This is a genomic window from Paenibacillus taichungensis (assembly GCF_047302525.1).
Taxonomy (GTDB): domain Bacteria; phylum Bacillota; class Bacilli; order Paenibacillales; family Paenibacillaceae; genus Paenibacillus; species Paenibacillus taichungensis_B.
Window position 1 is genome coordinate 626,249 of sequence record NZ_CP168020.1, and the last position, 18,733, is coordinate 644,981.

18 protein-coding genes are annotated in these 18,733 nt (G+C 44.3%); 13 read left to right on the forward strand and 5 right to left on the reverse strand.

The features are described 5' to 3' along the window. Positions 1–48 precede the first annotated feature (48 nt). Positions 49–2,586 carry a transglutaminase domain-containing protein gene (locus ACDJ58_RS02910; RefSeq protein WP_413375332.1) on the reverse strand — a complete coding sequence of 846 codons (2,538 nt, stop codon included), beginning with the start codon at positions 2,584–2,586 and terminating at the stop codon, positions 49–51. Between the two features lie 317 nt (positions 2,587–2,903). Here ACDJ58_RS02910 and ACDJ58_RS02915 point away from each other — a divergent pair, with 317 nt between their 5' ends. Further along, entirely contained in the window at positions 2,904–3,323 is a 420-nt protein-coding gene (locus tag ACDJ58_RS02915; protein WP_413375334.1) for an ester cyclase, read from the forward strand. Between the two features lie 75 nt (positions 3,324–3,398). Next, complete coding sequence (locus tag ACDJ58_RS02920) at positions 3,399–3,815, forward strand: phospholipase domain-containing protein (protein WP_413375336.1); 417 nt, start codon at positions 3,399–3,401, stop codon at positions 3,813–3,815. Between the two features lie 40 nt (positions 3,816–3,855). Here ACDJ58_RS02920 and ACDJ58_RS02925 read toward each other — a convergent pair whose 3' ends face one another. Beyond that, positions 3,856–4,614, reverse strand: a complete 759-nt coding sequence (locus ACDJ58_RS02925; RefSeq protein ID WP_413375338.1) for a GNAT family N-acetyltransferase — start codon at positions 4,612–4,614, stop codon at positions 3,856–3,858. Between the two features lie 170 nt (positions 4,615–4,784). On the opposite strand from ACDJ58_RS02925, the gene ACDJ58_RS02930 reads away from it, so the two are divergent. The 3 genes from ACDJ58_RS02930 to ACDJ58_RS02940 are packed head-to-tail and all read left to right on the forward strand — an operon-like array spanning position 4,785 to position 6,459. Then, positions 4,785–5,447 (forward strand): M48 family metallopeptidase, encoded by a 663-nt coding sequence (locus tag ACDJ58_RS02930; protein WP_413375340.1) that lies wholly within the window; start codon positions 4,785–4,787, stop codon positions 5,445–5,447. Positions 5,448–5,490: 43 nt separating this feature from the next. Continuing rightward, positions 5,491–5,877, forward strand: coding sequence for an iron chaperone (locus ACDJ58_RS02935; protein WP_413375342.1), 387 nt, complete (start codon positions 5,491–5,493; stop codon positions 5,875–5,877). A 48-nt stretch (positions 5,878–5,925) separates the two neighbouring features. Further along, on the forward strand, positions 5,926–6,459 hold the full coding sequence (locus ACDJ58_RS02940) for an isochorismatase family protein (protein ID WP_413375344.1): 534 nt from the start codon (positions 5,926–5,928) through the stop codon (positions 6,457–6,459). A 181-nt stretch (positions 6,460–6,640) separates the two neighbouring features. Here the strand turns inward: ACDJ58_RS02940 and ACDJ58_RS02945 are convergent, their stop codons facing one another. Both ACDJ58_RS02945 and ACDJ58_RS02950 read right to left on the reverse strand, forming a co-directional pair. Then, positions 6,641–6,700, reverse strand: a complete 60-nt coding sequence (locus ACDJ58_RS02945) for a putative holin-like toxin (protein ID WP_413379435.1) — start codon at positions 6,698–6,700, stop codon at positions 6,641–6,643. A gap of 16 nt (positions 6,701–6,716) precedes the next feature. Continuing rightward, on the reverse strand, positions 6,717–7,004 hold the full coding sequence (locus tag ACDJ58_RS02950; protein WP_285079926.1) for a DUF6809 family protein: 288 nt from the start codon (positions 7,002–7,004) through the stop codon (positions 6,717–6,719). A 144-nt stretch (positions 7,005–7,148) separates the two neighbouring features. On the opposite strand from ACDJ58_RS02950, the gene ACDJ58_RS02955 reads away from it, so the two are divergent. After that, entirely contained in the window at positions 7,149–7,358 is a 210-nt protein-coding gene (locus tag ACDJ58_RS02955; RefSeq protein WP_017690565.1) for a helix-turn-helix domain-containing protein, read from the forward strand. A gap of 148 nt (positions 7,359–7,506) precedes the next feature. Here the strand turns inward: ACDJ58_RS02955 and ACDJ58_RS02960 are convergent, their stop codons facing one another. Then, positions 7,507–8,082 (reverse strand): dihydrofolate reductase family protein, encoded by a 576-nt coding sequence (locus tag ACDJ58_RS02960; protein WP_413375347.1) that lies wholly within the window; start codon positions 8,080–8,082, stop codon positions 7,507–7,509. Positions 8,083–8,585: 503 nt separating this feature from the next. Here ACDJ58_RS02960 and ACDJ58_RS02965 point away from each other — a divergent pair. The 7 genes from ACDJ58_RS02965 to ACDJ58_RS02995 all read left to right on the forward strand — a co-directional run bounded on the left by ACDJ58_RS02965 (position 8,586) and on the right by ACDJ58_RS02995 (position 18,251). Then, complete coding sequence (locus ACDJ58_RS02965; protein ID WP_413375349.1) at positions 8,586–10,169, forward strand: glycosyltransferase family 39 protein; 1,584 nt, start codon at positions 8,586–8,588, stop codon at positions 10,167–10,169. A gap of 5 nt (positions 10,170–10,174) precedes the next feature. After that, positions 10,175–10,744: a hypothetical protein gene (locus ACDJ58_RS02970; RefSeq protein ID WP_413375351.1), complete on the forward strand. Its 570-nt coding sequence runs from the start codon at positions 10,175–10,177 to the stop codon at positions 10,742–10,744. Between the two features lie 388 nt (positions 10,745–11,132). Further along, positions 11,133–12,137 carry a phosphotransferase enzyme family protein gene (locus tag ACDJ58_RS02975; RefSeq protein WP_413375353.1) on the forward strand — a complete coding sequence of 335 codons (1,005 nt, stop codon included), beginning with the start codon at positions 11,133–11,135 and terminating at the stop codon, positions 12,135–12,137. 210 nt (positions 12,138–12,347) lie between these two features. Further along, the gene (locus ACDJ58_RS02980; protein WP_413375355.1) at positions 12,348–12,878 is read left to right on the forward strand and encodes an HAD family hydrolase; all 531 of its coding nucleotides are present in this window, start codon (positions 12,348–12,350) and stop codon (positions 12,876–12,878) included. Positions 12,879–12,977: 99 nt separating this feature from the next. Then, positions 12,978–14,153 (forward strand): GntR family transcriptional regulator, encoded by a 1,176-nt coding sequence (locus tag ACDJ58_RS02985; protein WP_413375357.1) that lies wholly within the window; start codon positions 12,978–12,980, stop codon positions 14,151–14,153. Positions 14,154–14,541: 388 nt separating this feature from the next. Then, the gene (locus ACDJ58_RS02990; RefSeq protein WP_413375359.1) at positions 14,542–16,029 is read left to right on the forward strand and encodes a Vps62-related protein; all 1,488 of its coding nucleotides are present in this window, start codon (positions 14,542–14,544) and stop codon (positions 16,027–16,029) included. A 107-nt stretch (positions 16,030–16,136) separates the two neighbouring features. Beyond that, positions 16,137–18,251 (forward strand): DUF5054 domain-containing protein, encoded by a 2,115-nt coding sequence (locus ACDJ58_RS02995; protein WP_413375361.1) that lies wholly within the window; start codon positions 16,137–16,139, stop codon positions 18,249–18,251. Positions 18,252–18,733: the final 482 nt, after the last annotated feature.

Genomic DNA, 18,733 nt, shown 5'->3' on the forward strand with positions numbered 1-18,733 from the left:
AGGTGAATGGAGTTCTTTGTTGTTATGGAATTTTTCTTAATTATTGAATTACTTCTGATCCGGGTTAGGCTCCAGAATGGCGTAGCTGCCGAGCGTGGCCAATTGAGCTGTATTCAGCAGGGCTTCATCTACCGTAGCGAGGGCTTCGCCTGCAGCTGTCATCAGCTCATCAGAGTCCACAGGTGAGGCAAAACGGAGAATCACCCGATTTTCTCCATTTTTCAGTTCACTCTCAGCCTTCGTTTTGTATTCACTAATCGAAGCGACTTCGAGATCGTTCTGTACATAATAATCGTTCGCATCACTTTCGCCATTAAAAAGGGCGAGTTCGGAATCAAGCCAGTAATCCTTATCGGCTATCGTTTTCTGGCTTGCAGCCGTTTCATCATTTGCATTGTACAGGAAGTAAGGAATACCGGAATTGGTCAAATTGTTGGTGGCATCCACATGGAACCATTCATTCCCGATTTTGACCTTATTCCACGCATGAGGAACACCGCTGGATGCTCCCGTTACGACAATGCTTTCCAGTCCAGACAGATCGGAGAGCAGTTTGTAGACGGAAGCATAGCTGGCACATACGCCAACGCCTTTGACAAGGATACCGTAAGTGGTAAACGAATCATTGAACTGTGCATCGACATTTTTAAAGTTGTTCTGTTCCGCATTTTCCAATGCTGCATCATCATACTTCGCGTTATCGTTCAGATAATCGTAGATGGCTTTCCGTTTCTCATCATCCTTCATGCCATCCTTGATGATGGAAGCAACAACTTCGTTTGCTTTGGCAATAATCTCGCTCTGTTTCTTCTGGATGACATCTGCCGACTCATTGTAATGGATCGACAGGGTAAGTGTACCGTAATTGTATTCAAAACCTTCCACACCCAGAATCAATGGATTCTGGTACATCACTTTCAGGACAACATCGGAGAGCGTTGTGAAATTCTGGGCCTCTGGAAAAGCTTTTAATGAGATCTTGTCTTGGACAGCAACCATGTTTTTAGCCAAAACTTCTTCCAATGCAGAATCCGCATTGATCATTGCATCGCCTGTAGCCGGCTCAGGAACCGTTTCCTGATTGCCTTGTTCTACATTCTGCTGTGTATTGGATTTCTGCTCATCTACCAGATTATCCTCTTCAATCTCGGAAGCTGGATCAGGAGATTCACTCGTAATTTCCTCAGAAGCTTTATCGGAAGACTTATCGGAAGTATCATCGGAAGCCTCGTTGGATACCGGGTCAGTTTTATCTTCTGACGTTCCAGTATCGGTTGTGGACTCCGTAGATGGAGCTTCTTCAACCGTCGGTCCTGTTTCTGTTTCCGTTGCAGTCTCCGATGCAGGCGTATCATGATTGTTGATAATGGTTGGCACATCAGGTGCAGGGACGTATGGTGTGTCATTTTTCGGTTCCACCAGTCCGTTACTGGACTCAGCAACCGTTTGATTATTCAATTTGTCCAGATCTTCTTGGGTGATATTTTCTACGCGTACGTAACTTTTCAGAGCTGTTCCTTTGATGTGAAACGGAATATTGGTTTCGTTGAACTCCGAAATTCCTACCCCAGTGGTGTCATAGACAATCGTTCCTTGGGAAAACGAACCATCGATGTACTCAATACTTGTTGTTTTAGGTAATTCATTCATGTTCTTCAATTTCTTCATATACAGTTGTTCTTTTAAAGCCATCGGCAACTGATTAGAGAGGGGGGCAGTGGCAACACCGTTGCTGAAATTGGATTCCTTATCTCCGCTGACCGCGGTGACGTAATATTCACCCTTCATACCATGGTTCTGATAAGAAGTCATCTGCTCATTAATGGTGCCGAGACCGCCTTTTCCATCTTCCATAAAGTCATTAAAGGATGTTTCCGTTGTTGTGGTTAAAACCAATGGATTGCTTCCATTGAAGGCTTTCTCCGCTCCTTGCAAGGGTACGTTGTTTGTTTCAAAAATAACCGTTCGATCTGCACGATTATAAATTTTATATTCGGTTGCACCTTCGACCTTGTCCCAAGTCAGTTTAAAGCGCTTATCCTTGTCGATTTCATATTTGAGATTGGGAACAGGCAGTTCGGATTTCACTGTGAAAGGAATGATCATTGGTTGATCCAGTAGCGTGAGCTTCTCGGCATCCAGATCATAGTTAATACGAATGTAATAAATGGGGGCACCGCCCCAAGTGCTTTGCTCCTGTGTCCGTAACTTATCTGAGGTTAAAACACCCCATCCAAGAGGCTTAATGGAGACACTATTGTCATTGATTTCAGGTATGGCGTAAACTTTGCTGGATTCAAGGGCCTTAATATCGGTATGTACACTAATCATATCACTTGCTTGTATACGGCTATTTTTCAGATCTACTTTAAACTTAAACTTAAATTCTTCATCTTGAGCTACGTTATACATCGGCATAATCGCTTTATTCGATTCAGATCCGTACTTCTGCTTCAAACTTAATACGCTAGGGCCTTCTACTATTTCTGTGGGGTTATTCTCGGACGGGCTACTCTCCTTGTCATTGCTCTGGCATCCAGCCAATAACAGGGTGAGCGTAAACATAATCAAAAATAAACGTTTCATGGTACACCACTTTCTCGTTTTTCTAAGTTGTTGCAAAAGCTAATTTCTAAAAAATCTAAACATCGAACATTATCATTTCTGGTTAAAACTAATTTTCGAACCTCTTATCAGTAAAACCTCCTATTAATTCCCTAATGTCTTTTGCTAGTCTATGGTCATATAGACTTATTGTCAAGATATGTAATGGTATATTATGACTATATACAATAGAGTAAGAATCCTGTATAAGAGCCAATTAAATTGATCTTTGCGAGAGAGTGAGAATTGTCGAGACTTCTGGTACAATGCATGATAAAACGAAAAATGGAGTGGATCGGATGACGCCAGAACAGATTGTCAGAACTTTTTTTGAAGAAGTGCGCTCGGGTCGCAATCTTGATTATGCCAATACACTGATGGCTGAGCAGGTACTGGCTCACCAGGTGATCTCGGAAGAGGAAGTGACAGTCACAAGAACGCCTTCCGTCTATGCGGATCATGTGAGGGAAATGATTGAGGCGTACGGAGATTTTTCGCTGCAGATTCAGGAGTTGCTTGCACAGGGAGATAAAGTATATGTACGCTGGAGACAAGTGGGTACTCATGTTGGAGAAGTGGATGGATATGCGCCGACCAACCTGCCCGTGATTGAAATGGCGAGTGCGGTATATCGAGTGGAGAGTGAGAGAATTGCAGAATACTGGATTCAGATCGACAGGCTGGGGATCGAAAAACAATTGGAGCGCAATCAGAGCTGAGAACCAACTCTTTCACAGGAGAGCTTTCATACAGACATAACAGATGGAGGTGACATCATAAAACACATCACAAAAATGGCAATGGCTGCCCTGGCCGCCACCGCTATCATTACTACAGCAATAACAACAGTATCAATGAATAATGAAACTGCTGTCACTACATCCTCCACATTGTCAGTAATTAATAATGAGGATCTCGCAGGTACTGCGACTACGAAACAGTTTAATATCCCGGTGGGATTTGAATATGTGAAAGTAAGCTTTAAAAACACAGGTTCGAAAGCGTTCACGTTCACGATCAACCAAGACTCTACTGCTGGAACCGCAAAAATGTCTTATACTGTCCCAGCAGATGGAAAAGAGCATACTTATTGGAGTGACCAAGCTTGGTCAACGGGTTGGTTTTATGTGAGCGTGTCTTCTGCACAAGGGATGTCCGGCAGATTGAGTGTGCGTCTGGGTACCGACCTCAATAAACTGAAAAGTTTGTAAAAGCCATCGGCTTATGCTGGTGGAGTGATTGTAGGAAAGCCTAAGCTTCCTTGACCCTATACCAGTATGTATAGATTTCCGAGAATCCAAGCTTGGCATACAGTTTTAATGCGGGAGCATTATTAGCAACTACTTGCAGGTAACTGGAGGTAGCGCCATTCTCTTTTCCCCAATGCAACAGATGAAGGATCATCTGCTCGGCCAGTCCCCGATTCCGAAAGTTAGCGTCCGTAATGATGTCATACAATCCAATATAACCTCGTTCCACCACACCGAATCCACAAGCAACGACTTGTCCGTCGATGAACAGCGAGATGAAACCTGTGCGCGTACGGATGTTGGTCAACATTTGTTCCATCGTTCCCCGCTGCAGATCATTTACCTGATTTAGTCTGCAAAAGTGATCCAACCACTCTCCGGTTAACTGTTCGTCCATTTTTACAGCAGAGTGCTCAGGCTCCTTAATGGTTTCCAGGCTCCGGGTCTGAACCCGGCTCAGATCCACAACATAATACCCCTTTTCATGCAAAAGCTGGTCGAGATGATCCGGCTGGATAAACGGTGTAATCTTGAATATGGTACTTAACTGATTGGAAGCGTAGATTCGCTCGCATTGCTCGATCTTTTCATACACATCTTGGGTAGAGTAGTGAAGAGGTTGAATGGAGTTGGCGCGCTTCGTATATCCCTGTGCAAAACGCAGTACCCATCCGTCAAAAAGTAAGGTGGATAAGGGCTGCCAATGGTTGAGGGATATTTCCTCAATGGTTTTATAATCCGAATTCGATGTAGGGATCATATCTATCCTCCTATCTTATAATTTTATAATAATACATATTTATGAATAAAAATTCAATACGAGATATATAATGTCGCTAAACATTATGCATAGAGTTACTGAATAGGTTACAATCTGAATGAATAAATCCAAATTTTGAAATTGAAATATTGGAAGAAGTGGAGCAGGTTATGCTAACTATTGAAATAAACAATCACATCATTAACTGTCATATCCAATATGGAAAACGGAAGAAAGCTTCCATTACGATGGATTTACCCTATATGGTCACAATCAAGGCTCCCAATGGTACCAGCGAAGACATGATCCGGCAGCTTGTTGCGCAACATGGGGAAGTAATTTTGACGAAATCAGCTCTGATGCAGCAGGCGTTGGACGGTCCTCAAGCGAAAGAATATGAAGAGGAAGGCAAAGGGAAGTTTCTACTCTTTGGTAAGGAACATGCGCTGCATGAGTTAATTAACGTAGAGGGATGTTCGGAAGAGGATTTGCGTGCGAATCTGAAGAAGTTTTATGTTGCCGAGTGTAAAAGAATGATCGGTGAGCGCATCGGCCGTTACCAGCAGGAGTTGAAGGTGAAGCCGAAGTCTGTGGACATCGTGGAATCGGCGACCAAATGGGGAAGCTGCAGTTGGGATAAAAAGCTGACGTTTAACTACCGCTTGGCGATGGCTCCACTAGAGGTGATTGATTATGTGATCATTCATGAGTTATGCCACATCCATCATATGAATCATGATCGTTCGTTCTGGCGCCGAGTGGGCAGTATTATGCCCGACTACAAAGCCAAGGAAGATTATTTGATGCGAAATGGCCGAGCCATGACGTTGTGAAAAATAAGCGTACCACGAATGGACGTGGTGGAAGGAGTTTAAGATGTCAGAGAGTACTTCTTTTGATGTGCTGGTAGATGAATATATCGCGCAATTTCCTTCAGATGTACAGGTCAAATTACAATCATTAAGACAGATTATTCGCGATTCCGCTCCCAATGCCGTGGAGAAGATCAGTTACAAGATGCCAACATATGCAGAGCATGGGAACTTGGTTCATTTTGCAGCGTACTCCAAGCATATCGGATTTTACCCGGGTGCCAGTGGGATCGAAGCGTTTAAGGAAGAACTCTCACGGTATAAAGGAGCCAAAGGGTCAGTTCAGTTCCCACTGGATCAACCTTTGCCAGAAGAATTAATCCGCCGGATCGTGGAATTTCGAGTGCAAGTGAATGTGGAAAAGGCTCGGGAAAAGAAGCGAAAGAAGTAGTGGATAGGGGAGAACACCTATCGATCTACTAGAGCAAGGGGAGAGCACATGAACAAAGCCCTGATTGTATTGGATGTGCAATACGGGATTACATCGTTGAGAGATTTCACAGCACAGCTAGGGAAAATTGAAGCTGTTATCGCTGATTTTGAACAGCGGAATGAACCGGTCATTTACTTGAAACATGTAGACTATGATCACGAGGGGGCTTCACTTTTTTACAAGAATGCTGCGGGTCTGGAGATTGTAGTCGACACTGGGCGGCATACGATTCTGGAAAAAAGTAAACCTAACGCCTTTAGCAACCCGGGGTTGAAGAAATGGCTTCATGAACATCAAGTGGAACATGTGTTTATTGTTGGATTTAACACAGAATATTGTTGCCTGTTTACGGCAATTACTGCCGAACATGAAGGATTCAAAGTCACTCTGATCGAGGACGCAACGGGTTCGGTAAACACAGAAGAGACGTATGAAATGCCGGGATTGGACATCCAGGACTTTGTCGGTTCGATTCTGAACTGGTCCAATTGCATTGAGGTTCTATATTGGCATGAATATAAGGAATTGTATGAGGATTAACACGGTTTATATATGAATTCAAAGATTTGAGTATGGTATAATTAGAGCAGATTAGACGTAAAATGCAAAGAGAGCCGTGCGGGTAACACGACTCTCTGAGCAATAGCCGCTTTTAAGGGCGGTGGGCTTCGCTTAGAAAGATGATCATAAATAGACCGCATTCCTTGCTATGTGGGGCGGTCTATTTGCGTCTATCGGACAGAATGGCAACGATGAGCGTACCGAAGGTAAGCATCAGCATGTAAGAAGCTATGGCGTCAGAATCTGTGTATATGTAACTCGCTCATTAGCTGCAGGGCATCCCGAAACCCTTGTAAATAAATCTCTCTTTCCAGAAGTGTTTGCATAGAGAGTTGAGTATCTTCATATAAAAAAATGGTCTGATTCAGATGTTCAGGTAAAGCTTGGCGAATGGTATGAAAATAATGATCAGATTCTTCAGATAGTTGGGTATAATCAGGCTGCGTGTGAGACAAATTGTTGTATAATAACTCTAAGCGCGTTCGGATTAACGGTTCTGCCAAAGATTCAAGAGATTCTATCATTTTTGCACACCTCTTTTAGGGAAATGTATAGATATTGAGCTTATATATGAACACTACAGTGTACATTATATTTCTTTGAATATACACTTTGTGGTGTGCTTTGTCAACACTACAGTATGCATTATAGTTTGGAGGAGAACATGTATGATTAAGATTCATTTATCTCGAATTATGGGAGAGAAAAGAATTAACATTGCTGATTTATCCCGACTAACCGGATTACATAGAAATGGGATTGCCAAATTATATAATGAGGAAACAGATGGTGTGAAGTTTGATACGCTGAATCGAATATGCGAGGCTTTGGATTGTGAGATCCAAGATATTATTGAGTTTATTAAGGACGAAAAGTGATCTTCAACGATTAGCTTAAAGTCCTATACTCTTTTTAAAAATGGCTATGTTAAATTCTAATTTGTGACCATAAGAAAACCGCCTTTGTGAAAAGGCGGTTAATTTGAGCTAACGTCTACCGTTAGCGTAAACACCTTAAGTGACAAGGTCATCTTACCGTCTGGTAAACGAGACCTATGGCTCCAGAATCAAAGGTCTTATTTCCGATTAGCTTAAGATTGATCTTCTCCTTGAGGCCTTGGAATAATGGCAATCCCTTACCGATTAGTACGGGAGAAACCGTAATTTTATACTCATCAATTAAATCAAGCTGCATAAGGTGGTGTGCGAACCTAGGACTGCCGAGGATGACCATATCCTTGCCTGGCTGCTGTTTAAGGTTATTGATCTCTTCTTCGATATCTTCTTTCACGAGTCTTGCATTATTCCATTCAACGGTCTCCAGCGTCGTGGAAAAAACAATTTTGGCTGTTTTTTCGATCCACTCGGCATGATCCCGTTCATGTTGCGAAGCTGATGGGTTCGAAGGCACAGATGGCCAGTAACTGTGCATCATCTGATAAGTCCCACGCCCCCAAATGACAGTGTCGGCAGTACTCAGAATTTCTTTCGCGTGCTTCTCCAAATCAGCATCGTAGGCAACCCAGCCAATGTCCATTTCACCATTCGGCCCTTCTACAAAACCGTCAAGCGATGCGTGAAGAAATAGAACGAGTTTTCTCATTTTCAGTTCTCCTTTGTGCATGAGGGATATCTAACTTTACAGTTACTACATTTTGCCCTAATTCAACTTGGGTTGATTCTTATGGATTGCTAATCCCAAACCTGCCCGTTAGCTTAACGAGAAGAAGCAGAAGGCCGAAGCTTTATGTTCATGTCGGTGACAGTAAACAGGCACGATTCGACCAACATATTTTTCTTATTCGATGAGGTATCCTCATATTCCTTGTTGTCTATATAACGGAACCCAGCCAAATATAATTTTGCGAATATTGGTTGCAAACACCATTGAAGCGCGCAATGCGGACAAACAAGCTCGGGAATGCAAAAATATGATAGCTTATCACATAAATCAATTATGACCGTTCCCTTACGCAAGGGACGGTCTTTTTTTATGCTGTTAATCATCCCTAATGAGCATTCTTAAGCATGAATCTGAATTCAGCCTTTTTTCAGGTAGAGGCATTATACTATTCCCGAATCCTGTACTGGAAAAGGAGTTTTGGCATGTCTAAGGTGATCCATAAGTCGCTTTATCTCATTCTGCTTGTTTTTGTCGGCGTGTTTATCGTTTCGTCCCTGTTTGTCCGGGCGCAGTACAACTACACCTTGTATGGGGATAATCCGATTCTGGGTATGCAGCAGTGGAGTATTTTTATCCCGGTGATTGCTTTGCTTCTGGTTTCGGGTATTGGGCTATACCGTCTTTGCCTGAGGCTGAACAAATACAGTCCAAAGGTTGTCATTCCGGTGGTGCTGCTATGTTCTCTGGCAATCCAAATCATAATTATCTTCGTGTTTCCACGAGTGCCTACGGATGATTCACAGACCGTGCTTTCACTCGCGATGAACATGCTCTACGATCAGGACTATTCATCCTTCGAAACGGGCGGATATCTGCACATGTTCCCGTTTAACTTTTCCTCCGTCTTGTATCTAAAAACATTGCTGTACCTGTTCCCGGATAATTATCTGGTGATCAAGCTGTTCAATATTTTGTTTTCAACGTTAACGACATTAATGATTTATCTCATTTATAAACAGTTAAATAATAAGTCCGCGGAACGTGATTACGGGGTTCTGATCTTTGCAGCCACGTATCTGCCATCCCTGTTCCTGAACAACTTGATCTATAACGATGTAATTGCTACGGCATTTCTAACGTCTTGTTTATATTTTTTGATTCGGTTTATACGTGAAAAGTCTTGGCAGACGATCGTCATTGCCGCCATTCTGCTCGCGATTGGCAACTACTTCCGAAGCATCGGCGTGATAGTGCTGATTGCTGCTATGTTAACCATCCTGCTGAATATGCGAAGTATTGGATTCAAGAAAGTGATTGTCTCCATCTTCGTGCTGGCTATTTTGTTTAACGTTCCAGGGTGGACTCAGAATGCGGTCTTGAAATCTTCAGGTGCTGTAAGTGAGCCTGTTGGGGAAAGTTCGGCACCGGTCTATATGTGGTTGAACATGGGTATTAATCTGGAACGATTTGGCTTCTGGGACAACATGGAGAGCTACCAGATCTATCAAAGAGAAGCCAATTATAATAAAGCTGAAAGTAAAGAACTGTACAAGCAGGAGATTGAACGCAAGCTGTCGGAAGCCAGCTTAAGTGACTTGGCCCAGATGTATTACAAAAAGATCATTTGGACCTGGACCGAAGGTACCTACCAAATGGATCGATATGGCATCGGCAACGAAAGCTCCTCGGGTATGGGAGGAGGAAGAGGTGGCGGAATTGCCGGCTCCTACAGTTATACCAATGCGGTAACAGACTTATTCAAGGGAGATTCCGTCTACCGGACGGGGGTGCTTTGGGTCGTTTATGTGATGAATTTCATGATGTACTGTTTTATTTTCATTCGCTTGGTCAGTGGAATTCGTGGAAAGCGGTATGACGAAGTCTCTTTGATTCTGGTTATTCTCGGATTTATCGGGTTCTACATTCTGTGGGAGATTAAATCGAGGTATATCTACCCCGTATATCCGCTGCTGGTTGTATTGTCGTACATGGGATTCAAAGATGCGTATAACTTCATGTTTCATAGAAAACTTGGCTGGGAACGTTCTTCCCTGAGAAAAAGGTGATCCGTATGCGGAAAAATAGTTATCTCACATCGGCTATGCTCTTGTTGTTGGCCTGTTCAGTTTTGCTCTCTGCCTGCGATGCAATTACTGCCCAGAACATTACGAATACCGGTTCTGCACAAGGTATGAATGGTGGCGGCCCGGGCATGAATGGAGGAACACAGAGGGGCGGAGGGCAAGGGATGAATGACAGAACAGGCGGTCAGGACGATATGCGGGGGATGATGAATGCCGATCTTACAGGCAGAGTGATCTCTGCCACAGGGAGTACCGTCACGATCTCGTTGCTTGAAGTGGAGGATAACTCATCCACAGATTCCAATAATGGAAATGGAAGACGATCAGGCGCCTCCAGAGGCGGAAGCATGGATATGAAAGATACGGGCATCGAAATGAAATTGAACATCAGTGAGGATGTGGATATCACGGAAGGCATGGGCGTGGGTACCCCAGGCAACAACCAAAATGCTAATTCATCCATTCAGGTGTCTGATCTGAAAGAGGGAGATGTCGTTATGGTTTGGTATAAGGAGAACACCGAGACCGTAGAGCGAATGGTTGTTACACAGTCTTGATATTCGTTGCCGATAATCATCTGATGGAGTATTATGGAAATAACTTGTTTTTCGGAAGGAGTGAGCGTCATGAAACGACGGGCTAAGATGATGCAAAGTGTGACAACAACAATTAAGGTGATTACGAACTGAATAGATCCGGCAGAGCAACGGACACATGGCGAAGCATTTGGAGTTTGCTAATGTGACGATCTGAAGTCTGCCGCCATATAGGGATATAACTGCTCATTTTTCCTGGTGTACACGAGGTTTATTTGCTTATGCAATAATCCTCGTGTACCCAGAATTTTTAAAGCCGCAGGCATAGCCTGCGGCTTTTTGCGCGCAAAAATAGGATTCGGAACTCTAATAGCGTTCTATATTAAATGACCACTAAGGAGATATGCCCATGTTAAAACTTAAATATTTATTCCATAATAACGATCTCGCCGAGATGATTTTGAAAAACTGGAGTTATGATCCGGAGTCACTGGACATGTTCCAGTATTATCGTATATCCTCCAATGCCGTGTATCCGTTCAGGGATCAGGGAAAGGTTCACTTGCTTCGTTTTGCCCCTGTAGAGGAGAAAAATCAAACCAATCTTGCAGCGGAGCTAGAGTTCCTGTCCTATCTTAAACTAAACCAATATGGTGCCATGGAAGCTGTACCTTCCCATGCAGGAAAAGAGCTGGTAGAGGCTCATACGCCTTGGGGAATGTATTATGCCTCCGTATTCAAACGAGTTCCCGGTAACCAGATGGGCAGTATCGATTTAAATGACCAGATCGTGTATAGCTTTGGTGAGGCATTGGGTAAGCTGCATGGTTTATCCCGCGAATACAGACCCAAACAGGCGACACGCTGGACTTATACCGATGTACTGGATTGGATTAAGGACGTGCTGGATGAGTTTCCTGGCGAGACTGCAGCGCTCAATGAGGTAGAAGTTCTCCGGGATTGTTTTGCAGATTGGCCCGTTACCCAGCAGAACTTCGGGTTAATTCATTATGATTTTGAACTGGATAATGTCTTCTATGACGAGGAGAGTCATTCCTGTTACGCCATTGACTTCGATGACGCCATGTACCACTGGTACGCAATGGATGTGGAGCAGACTCTGGATAGTTTACGGGATGAAATTCAGCCAGATGAATGGGAACAGAAGAAGCGAATATTCTTGCAAGGGTATTGGAAGGAAGCAGGAGACGCCTATGATATGGAGTCGATGTTCCCGGCATGTCGTCGCTTTGCCAATCTGTACGGTTATGTACGTGTGCTTCGATCTGGGGCAGAACAATGGGCGCATGAGCCGGAATGGATGAGTGGATTAAGAGCAAGGCTGGATAAAGCGATGGCAGTAAAAGCAAAACAGTTTGGTCAGCAGCAGCCCCTCCAACTACCGACCAATTGATCCTCATTAATTTTCCAGCAAAGATGATTAGGGTTAGATCAGGCCTCTGCATAAGCACAACGAAATAATGATTGATTTTTTATTCGTCTCCATTGTAACATTAGATTAAGCGCTATACCTTTTATTAGAACATCAATGTTGGATTACATGGTCAAGTGGAAACCGGCAAGTCGTTTCACCAATTGAATGAAGAGGACGGTCATAACGAACATGGACGACAAAAAGTTAATTATCTTTTTTGACAGCGGCGATACCATCGTTGATGAATCGACCGAGATTCGGGACGAAGAAGGAATTGTTCTGAGTGCGGATCTGATTCCGGGTGCGGATATCACGATTCAAAAGCTTCATGAAAAAGGGTACACGCTGGCCTTGGTTGCTGACGGCGATGCACAATCCTTCAAGAACGTATTTAAGCAGCATGGACTTCATGATTATTTTAGCGCAATGATTATTTCGGAGAATATTAAAGCCAGCAAGCCAAGCCCGCGGATGTTCAAGGCAGCAATTGGTGCCCTTGATTTGTCGGAAGGGGATTTTTCAAGAACAGTGATGATTGGCAATAACCTAAGCCGTGATATGAAGGGAGCCAACGCACTAGGCATCACCAGTATCTTTCAGAGCTGGACGCCGCGTTATCCCCATGAGCCGGTGGATGAAACAGAACGTCCGACTCACACAGTCGGTGAACCGCTGGAGCTGATTGAACTTATTGAACGACTAAATGCCGAAGTCAAATAAATAAATGTTTGCTTGCATGCCCTTGAGCAGAAGGATTGAATGTCATTCTACCTTCTGCTCAAGGGCTATTTTTACTTTTTTACATGAGAAAATGATAGAATGATCGTAAAAACCGGAACTGGGGTAGGTGTTCACATGGAAGAACCACATCGGAAGCCGTTGTTGTACTTGCAAACTGCCGATTTGGTGATGGAAGAAATCCGTAACCGGAAATTGCAGCCACATGATCCCGTGCCTTCAGAAGGTGAGCTCGCCAAACTGTATTCTGTCAGCCGTATGACAGCCAAGCTTGCGCTGCAAATTTTGGAGAAACAAGGTATTGTCTATCGGTTGGCGCGGCGGGGTACATTTGTGTCGGGTGATTATTTGGGCGGCCCGGGTAAGGAGTCATTATCGGGGAATGTAACTACAGACAAGAAGCTTATGAAGCGAAAAATTGCCCTGTTGTTCCCCAATATGGATGATTACGTAGCCAGAATTATAGCATCCGTCGAGCAGGAAGCACGTAAATCAGGGTGCCAGCTGCTCATTCGGATCACTACGGATAAAGAGGATGAGAGCTTCTGCTTACAAGAGTTGTACGAGGAAGGAATCGATGGAATTATTCTGTTTCCACGGGGGCGAACACGCTGCAGTGAAAAGGTGCTGGAGCTTAACCTGCTAAATTATCCATTGGTGATCATCGATCGAATCTTCCGTGAGGTCAATATTGATTGCGTCTACCATGACCATTATCAGGGTGCCTACAACTTGACGGAATATTTGATCGAAAGAGGACATCGGGAAATTGGGTATATCTCCATGCCGTTTGATGGAGTGACGAGCCGGGAGGACCGCTATAAAGGCTATGTGCAGGCCATGCTAGACTATGAACTGCCTGTTAACGGTCGCAATATTTGCCTGGATTGCGCAGAGGATTATATGCTCAACCTGAATGGAGCGAATCTCCAACTCAAGGATTTCATTCAAAGTAATCCCGCAATGACAGCCGTTGTTTGTGCGGATGATTATATCGCGACTTCTTGTCTGTACACGTCCTTATTCATCCACAAGCGGGTACCTGAGGAACTGTCTATCATTGGCTTTTCCGACATCCAGTTAGCGAGTCTACTCCCCGTTCCGCTGACTACGGCAAGACAAACAACAGAGAAGCTTGGACAGGCAGCAGTGAATTTGCTGTGCAAACGTATGGAAAATTCCCGAGAAGGAGCTTTATCCATCAAGGTAAACACAACCATCATCGAACGAAGCTCCGTACGTAATCTCAATCAATGAGGATCGATCCGGTTCCGCCATTTAAACCTTCCTTATCTCGCTTTGATGATAAGGGAGGTTTTTTTATATATCAGTGACATATATAATTTGCTATCTTATTCAAACTCAATAATGCACAATATGTTATGTTCGTTACCGTTTCATGCAAAAATATTGTAAATAATAGTAGTTATATGAAGTTTTTATAGAGAAAAATTTACACTTATATCATTGTATATGTCAATGACATATATTAGTGTGAAGGTATGCCACTTATCTTTCAAGGATGAAGGGAGGATATTCCAGAAAGCGCTACCATACATCCTGGGAAATGACCTGCAGAGCCAAAAGAAATGAACGTACGAACGTTGGCAATAAACGAAATCATTATTCGAAGAGGAGCCCGAATATGACAATCAAATCCTTGCTTGCAGCTTCGTTCTTGGCAGTATCTCTTTTCTTTCCACTGGCGCAGCCTGCGCAGGCGGCAGAGGACAATGCCGTAACGGTTTACCAGGATGGAGACTTTGGAGGCAGCTCCCAACAGTTTGGGATTGGTCAGTTCAATGTGAATCAGCTTAACGTGGTTGGCAACGACAAAATATCTTCGGTAAAGGTAGCCCCGGGATATCGATTGACCCTGTATCGAGACAAGGATTTCTCCGGTGATACCAAAACGCTGACCGTCGATGCGGGATGGCTTGATGATTTTAACGACGCGACCTCCAGTCTGAAAGTAGAGAAGATCGGAGGCCCCAATAAACCAGTTATCGCATATTCCAATTCGCCTTATGGAGGTTTTGAGCAGCAGTTTGATATTGGCAGCTATAATGTGGATGAACTGAAGGCTGGAGTAGGCAATGATGCCATCTCTGCACTTCGCGTAGCCCCAGGGTATAAGGTAACATTGTACAAAGACTACAATTTCGCTGGATACTCCAAGGTTCTGACCGCAGATGCGATCTATGTTGGCGGAGATATCAATGATTCGGTATCTAGCCTGAAGGTTGAAGCTATCTCGCCGCTCGACGCCACATCAGTTGCCGTTCCGGGTAACGATTACAGCGACACATCCAAGCGTGAAATATTGCAAACCTTTGCACCCAAGATCTGGTTTGCCCAAGGCGAAGTTTATTTTCCGTCCTCGGTAGAACATACCCTGCCTTATGTGGATCGCTATGTGAATCCAGGTTCAGGCTTATATGAATTCAAGACCAAAACGGAGTTGAATCCATATACCCTGAAACTACCGTATTTTACGGGCGATCTGGCTAATGCGCCGATCTATGCGTTTTGGGTGGAGAAGGAGTATAACAACGTCGATCTGGTATATTTCCAGTTCAGTCCCTATGATCTTGGGAAAACGGTGTTTGGCACGGAAGTGGGAGATCATGTCGGAGACTGGGAGCGGGTCACGGTCAGATTGGCAAAGTTCACCGATCAGAACAGTAACTATGTGAAGCCGGTTCAAGTTTACTATGGCGCGCATTCTTTCGGTACAATCTACTCCTGGGATGAAGTGGACAAAGTAAACAATACACATCCTGTCGCTTATTCCGCGTTTGGTTCCCATGGGATGTGGAAAGATCCTGGCAATCATGTCTATCAGGAACTTGTCGTGACCCAGTTGATTGATGTAACGAATCAGGGAACGGCATGGGATACCTGGAACAATATCCAGGCTTTTCAGTATTATCCGAATACCCGAACAGGCAACGGTCTGGGAAATGCCTGGCCTTCATGGCTGGACAGGGATTACAGCAATCTGAACAGCTTATCTGTCTATAAATTCGGAAATCCGTCCCAAGGCTCCTTCTTTGGTCAGCCTCTACTTGCAGGAGGACCAACAGGACCGCAGGAAAAAGGCGCATTAACGAATGATGTTATTTTAGATTAGGCGATGATTAACGAGGGGACTCGCTTTCACATGAAGCGGGTCTCCCATGCTTATTGTTCAAATAAACAGTATTAACTGTGAATCTAACAACGGAGGCTCAGACAACGATGACTAACCGTAAAAAAGTACATGTTGTTTTTAAAACTCACCTGGATATCGGATTTACGCACTTGGCGGAAAACGTCGTAAAGCAGTACATGGAAGAGTATGTACCCAAAGCTATCGCACTGTCCGCGCAGTTGGAAGCAGAGGGAGGACGAGAGCAATTCATATGGACTACGGGTTCCTGGCTGATCCGTCATTATCTGAATCATGCGTCCGAAGAGGGAAAACAGGCCATGGAACAAGCGATCCACAAAGGTCATATCGTATGGCATGGATTACCGTTCACGACGCACACCGAGCTGATGGACCCCTCATTATTTCGCTACGGATTGTCCATCGGATTGGAGCTGGATAAACAATTTGGCAAAACGACCATTGCAGCAAAAATGACCGATGTACCCGGGCATACCCTGTCCATGGTGCCTTTGATGAATGAAGCGGGTCTCCGGTATATGCATCTTGGGGTTAATCCAGCTTCCATGCGCCCGGATGTGCCTAAACTGTTCAGATGGCAGGCAGCGGATGGCAGTGAGATCATTGTCAATTATGCGGACACCTACGGAGAGGCAGTCGAAATTGAAGGTATCGATGATATCTTGTTGTTTACCCATACGGGCGACAATTGCGGACCGCCAAGCGCAGAAGAGATTCGTGAACAATTCCAGCATATCCAGGAAAGATACCCCGATGCAGAGATTATGGCTTCGTCTCTTGATGCATTTGCAGTGCACCTTGATCAGGTTCGGGACCAATTACCTGTTGTACGTGAAGAGCTCGGGGATACTTGGATTCACGGAGGCGGTACTGACCCGCTTAAAATAGCCCGATTCCGCCAGTTGCAGCGGTTAAGAGACAAATGGCTTACCGATGGCCGAATCGATCCGGCAAGCGCTGAATATAAAGGCATGAGTGATGCCATGTTGCTGGTTGTGGAGCATACGTGGGGGCTTGATGTGAAGAAATGGCTTCCAGATTTCCGGAATTATGCCAAGCCTGACTTCAACCGGGCGCGGGAAATGAACGACGTCGATGTGGAGGATATTCCTGCAAAATTTCAATATATCGGTGCATTCGCCATGGACGAGTTCGACAGTCATTCCAGCGGACTATTCTCTTCAGAGACGAGCCGCCGTACCTATTCCATGATAGAGAGCTCTTGGGCGGAACAGCGGGGATATTTGGACACGGCTGTGGCGTTCCTGAGTGATGATAAACAGAAGGAAGCGAAGCAAGCTTTTGAACAACTAAATCCAGTTAAAAGTGTATCTTCCGGTACTGTATCTGCGGCATGTCATCAAGTTTATAGTAGTGGCGGATATCAGCTGGCCTTCAATAACAATGGTGCACTGATTCAGCTGACGGACGAGAAGGAAAAGAATTGGGTGGACGCGAAGCATCCGTTCGGAGCCTATGCCTATGAAACCTTCGGGACGCAGGATTACGACAGGTATTTCCGTACCTATATGCAGAACCTGCCTGTGACCCATCCTTGGGCGGATGCCGATTTCAGCAAGCCTGGCTTTGAATTTGTGCGCCCGCTGCCAAGCCATCAGGTGTACTTGCCAATCGTGACCGATATGCACAAGTCAGGCAATGCTAATGGTGATACGTATGGGTTCCGGTTGTCCATGCCAACAGAAAGTCATGAATTGTACGGAGCACCCAAGGAACTGGAGCTGGTATATACGTTTTCACAGGCAGGAGTGGTAGAGGTTAGTTTGCAATGGTTTGGAAAAGAAGCGAATCGTCTTCCAGAGGCCAGTTGGTTTGGATGCGGACTTAAGGTGGATAACCCCAATCTGTGGATGATGGACAAGCTTGGAGGACGAATCTCTCCGTTGAATGTTGTAAAAGACGGCAACCGTAATCTACATGCTGTAGACAAGGGAGTATTCTATGAGGGCACAGATGGCCAGGCCTCTATTGAAGCACTGGATTCCGCTTTGGTCGCACCTGGACAGAGAAGACTGCTGCAATTCGACAACTCGTTTGTTTCGCTTGAATCCGGGTGGCAGTTTAATCTGCATAACAATATCTGGGGTACCAATTTCCCAATGTGGTTCGGCGAGGATGCCAAATTCCGCTTTCGATTAAATACAGCTGCAAACCGCAAATAAGAGAAGTTCATGTAGAATTTTACCAAAAATTGATGATCGGATAATAATCCTAGTACAATTGGAACCTATACTTGGATTTATGAGTGAGGGTGTTGTTTGAGTAGATCAGAACTGTTCGGAACTATTCCTGAAATGAATTTGAAAAAACAGAATTTTTTTGTGAAATCCCTATTGCTTGAACGTAGTCATCCATGTATTATATACAAATAAAGCGTTTACATTTTCTTATATGTCAATTAAACCGGTTTAATTATATGAGATGTTTTCCCGATTGAGAACCTCTATTGCATAAAAATTAAACCGGTTTAATTGTATCTACATATGTACATAAAGGGTTTATTTCGTTAGGGAGGTGAGCGCCAACCAGAGCATATTTAGGCAAGTTAATGGCAAATCCAAACGTGGAGGGGTTTAGCTTGAAAAGGAAAAGCAACTTGTTAATTGTTCTTGTCCTAATCACGACAATACTGGGGGGATGCTCC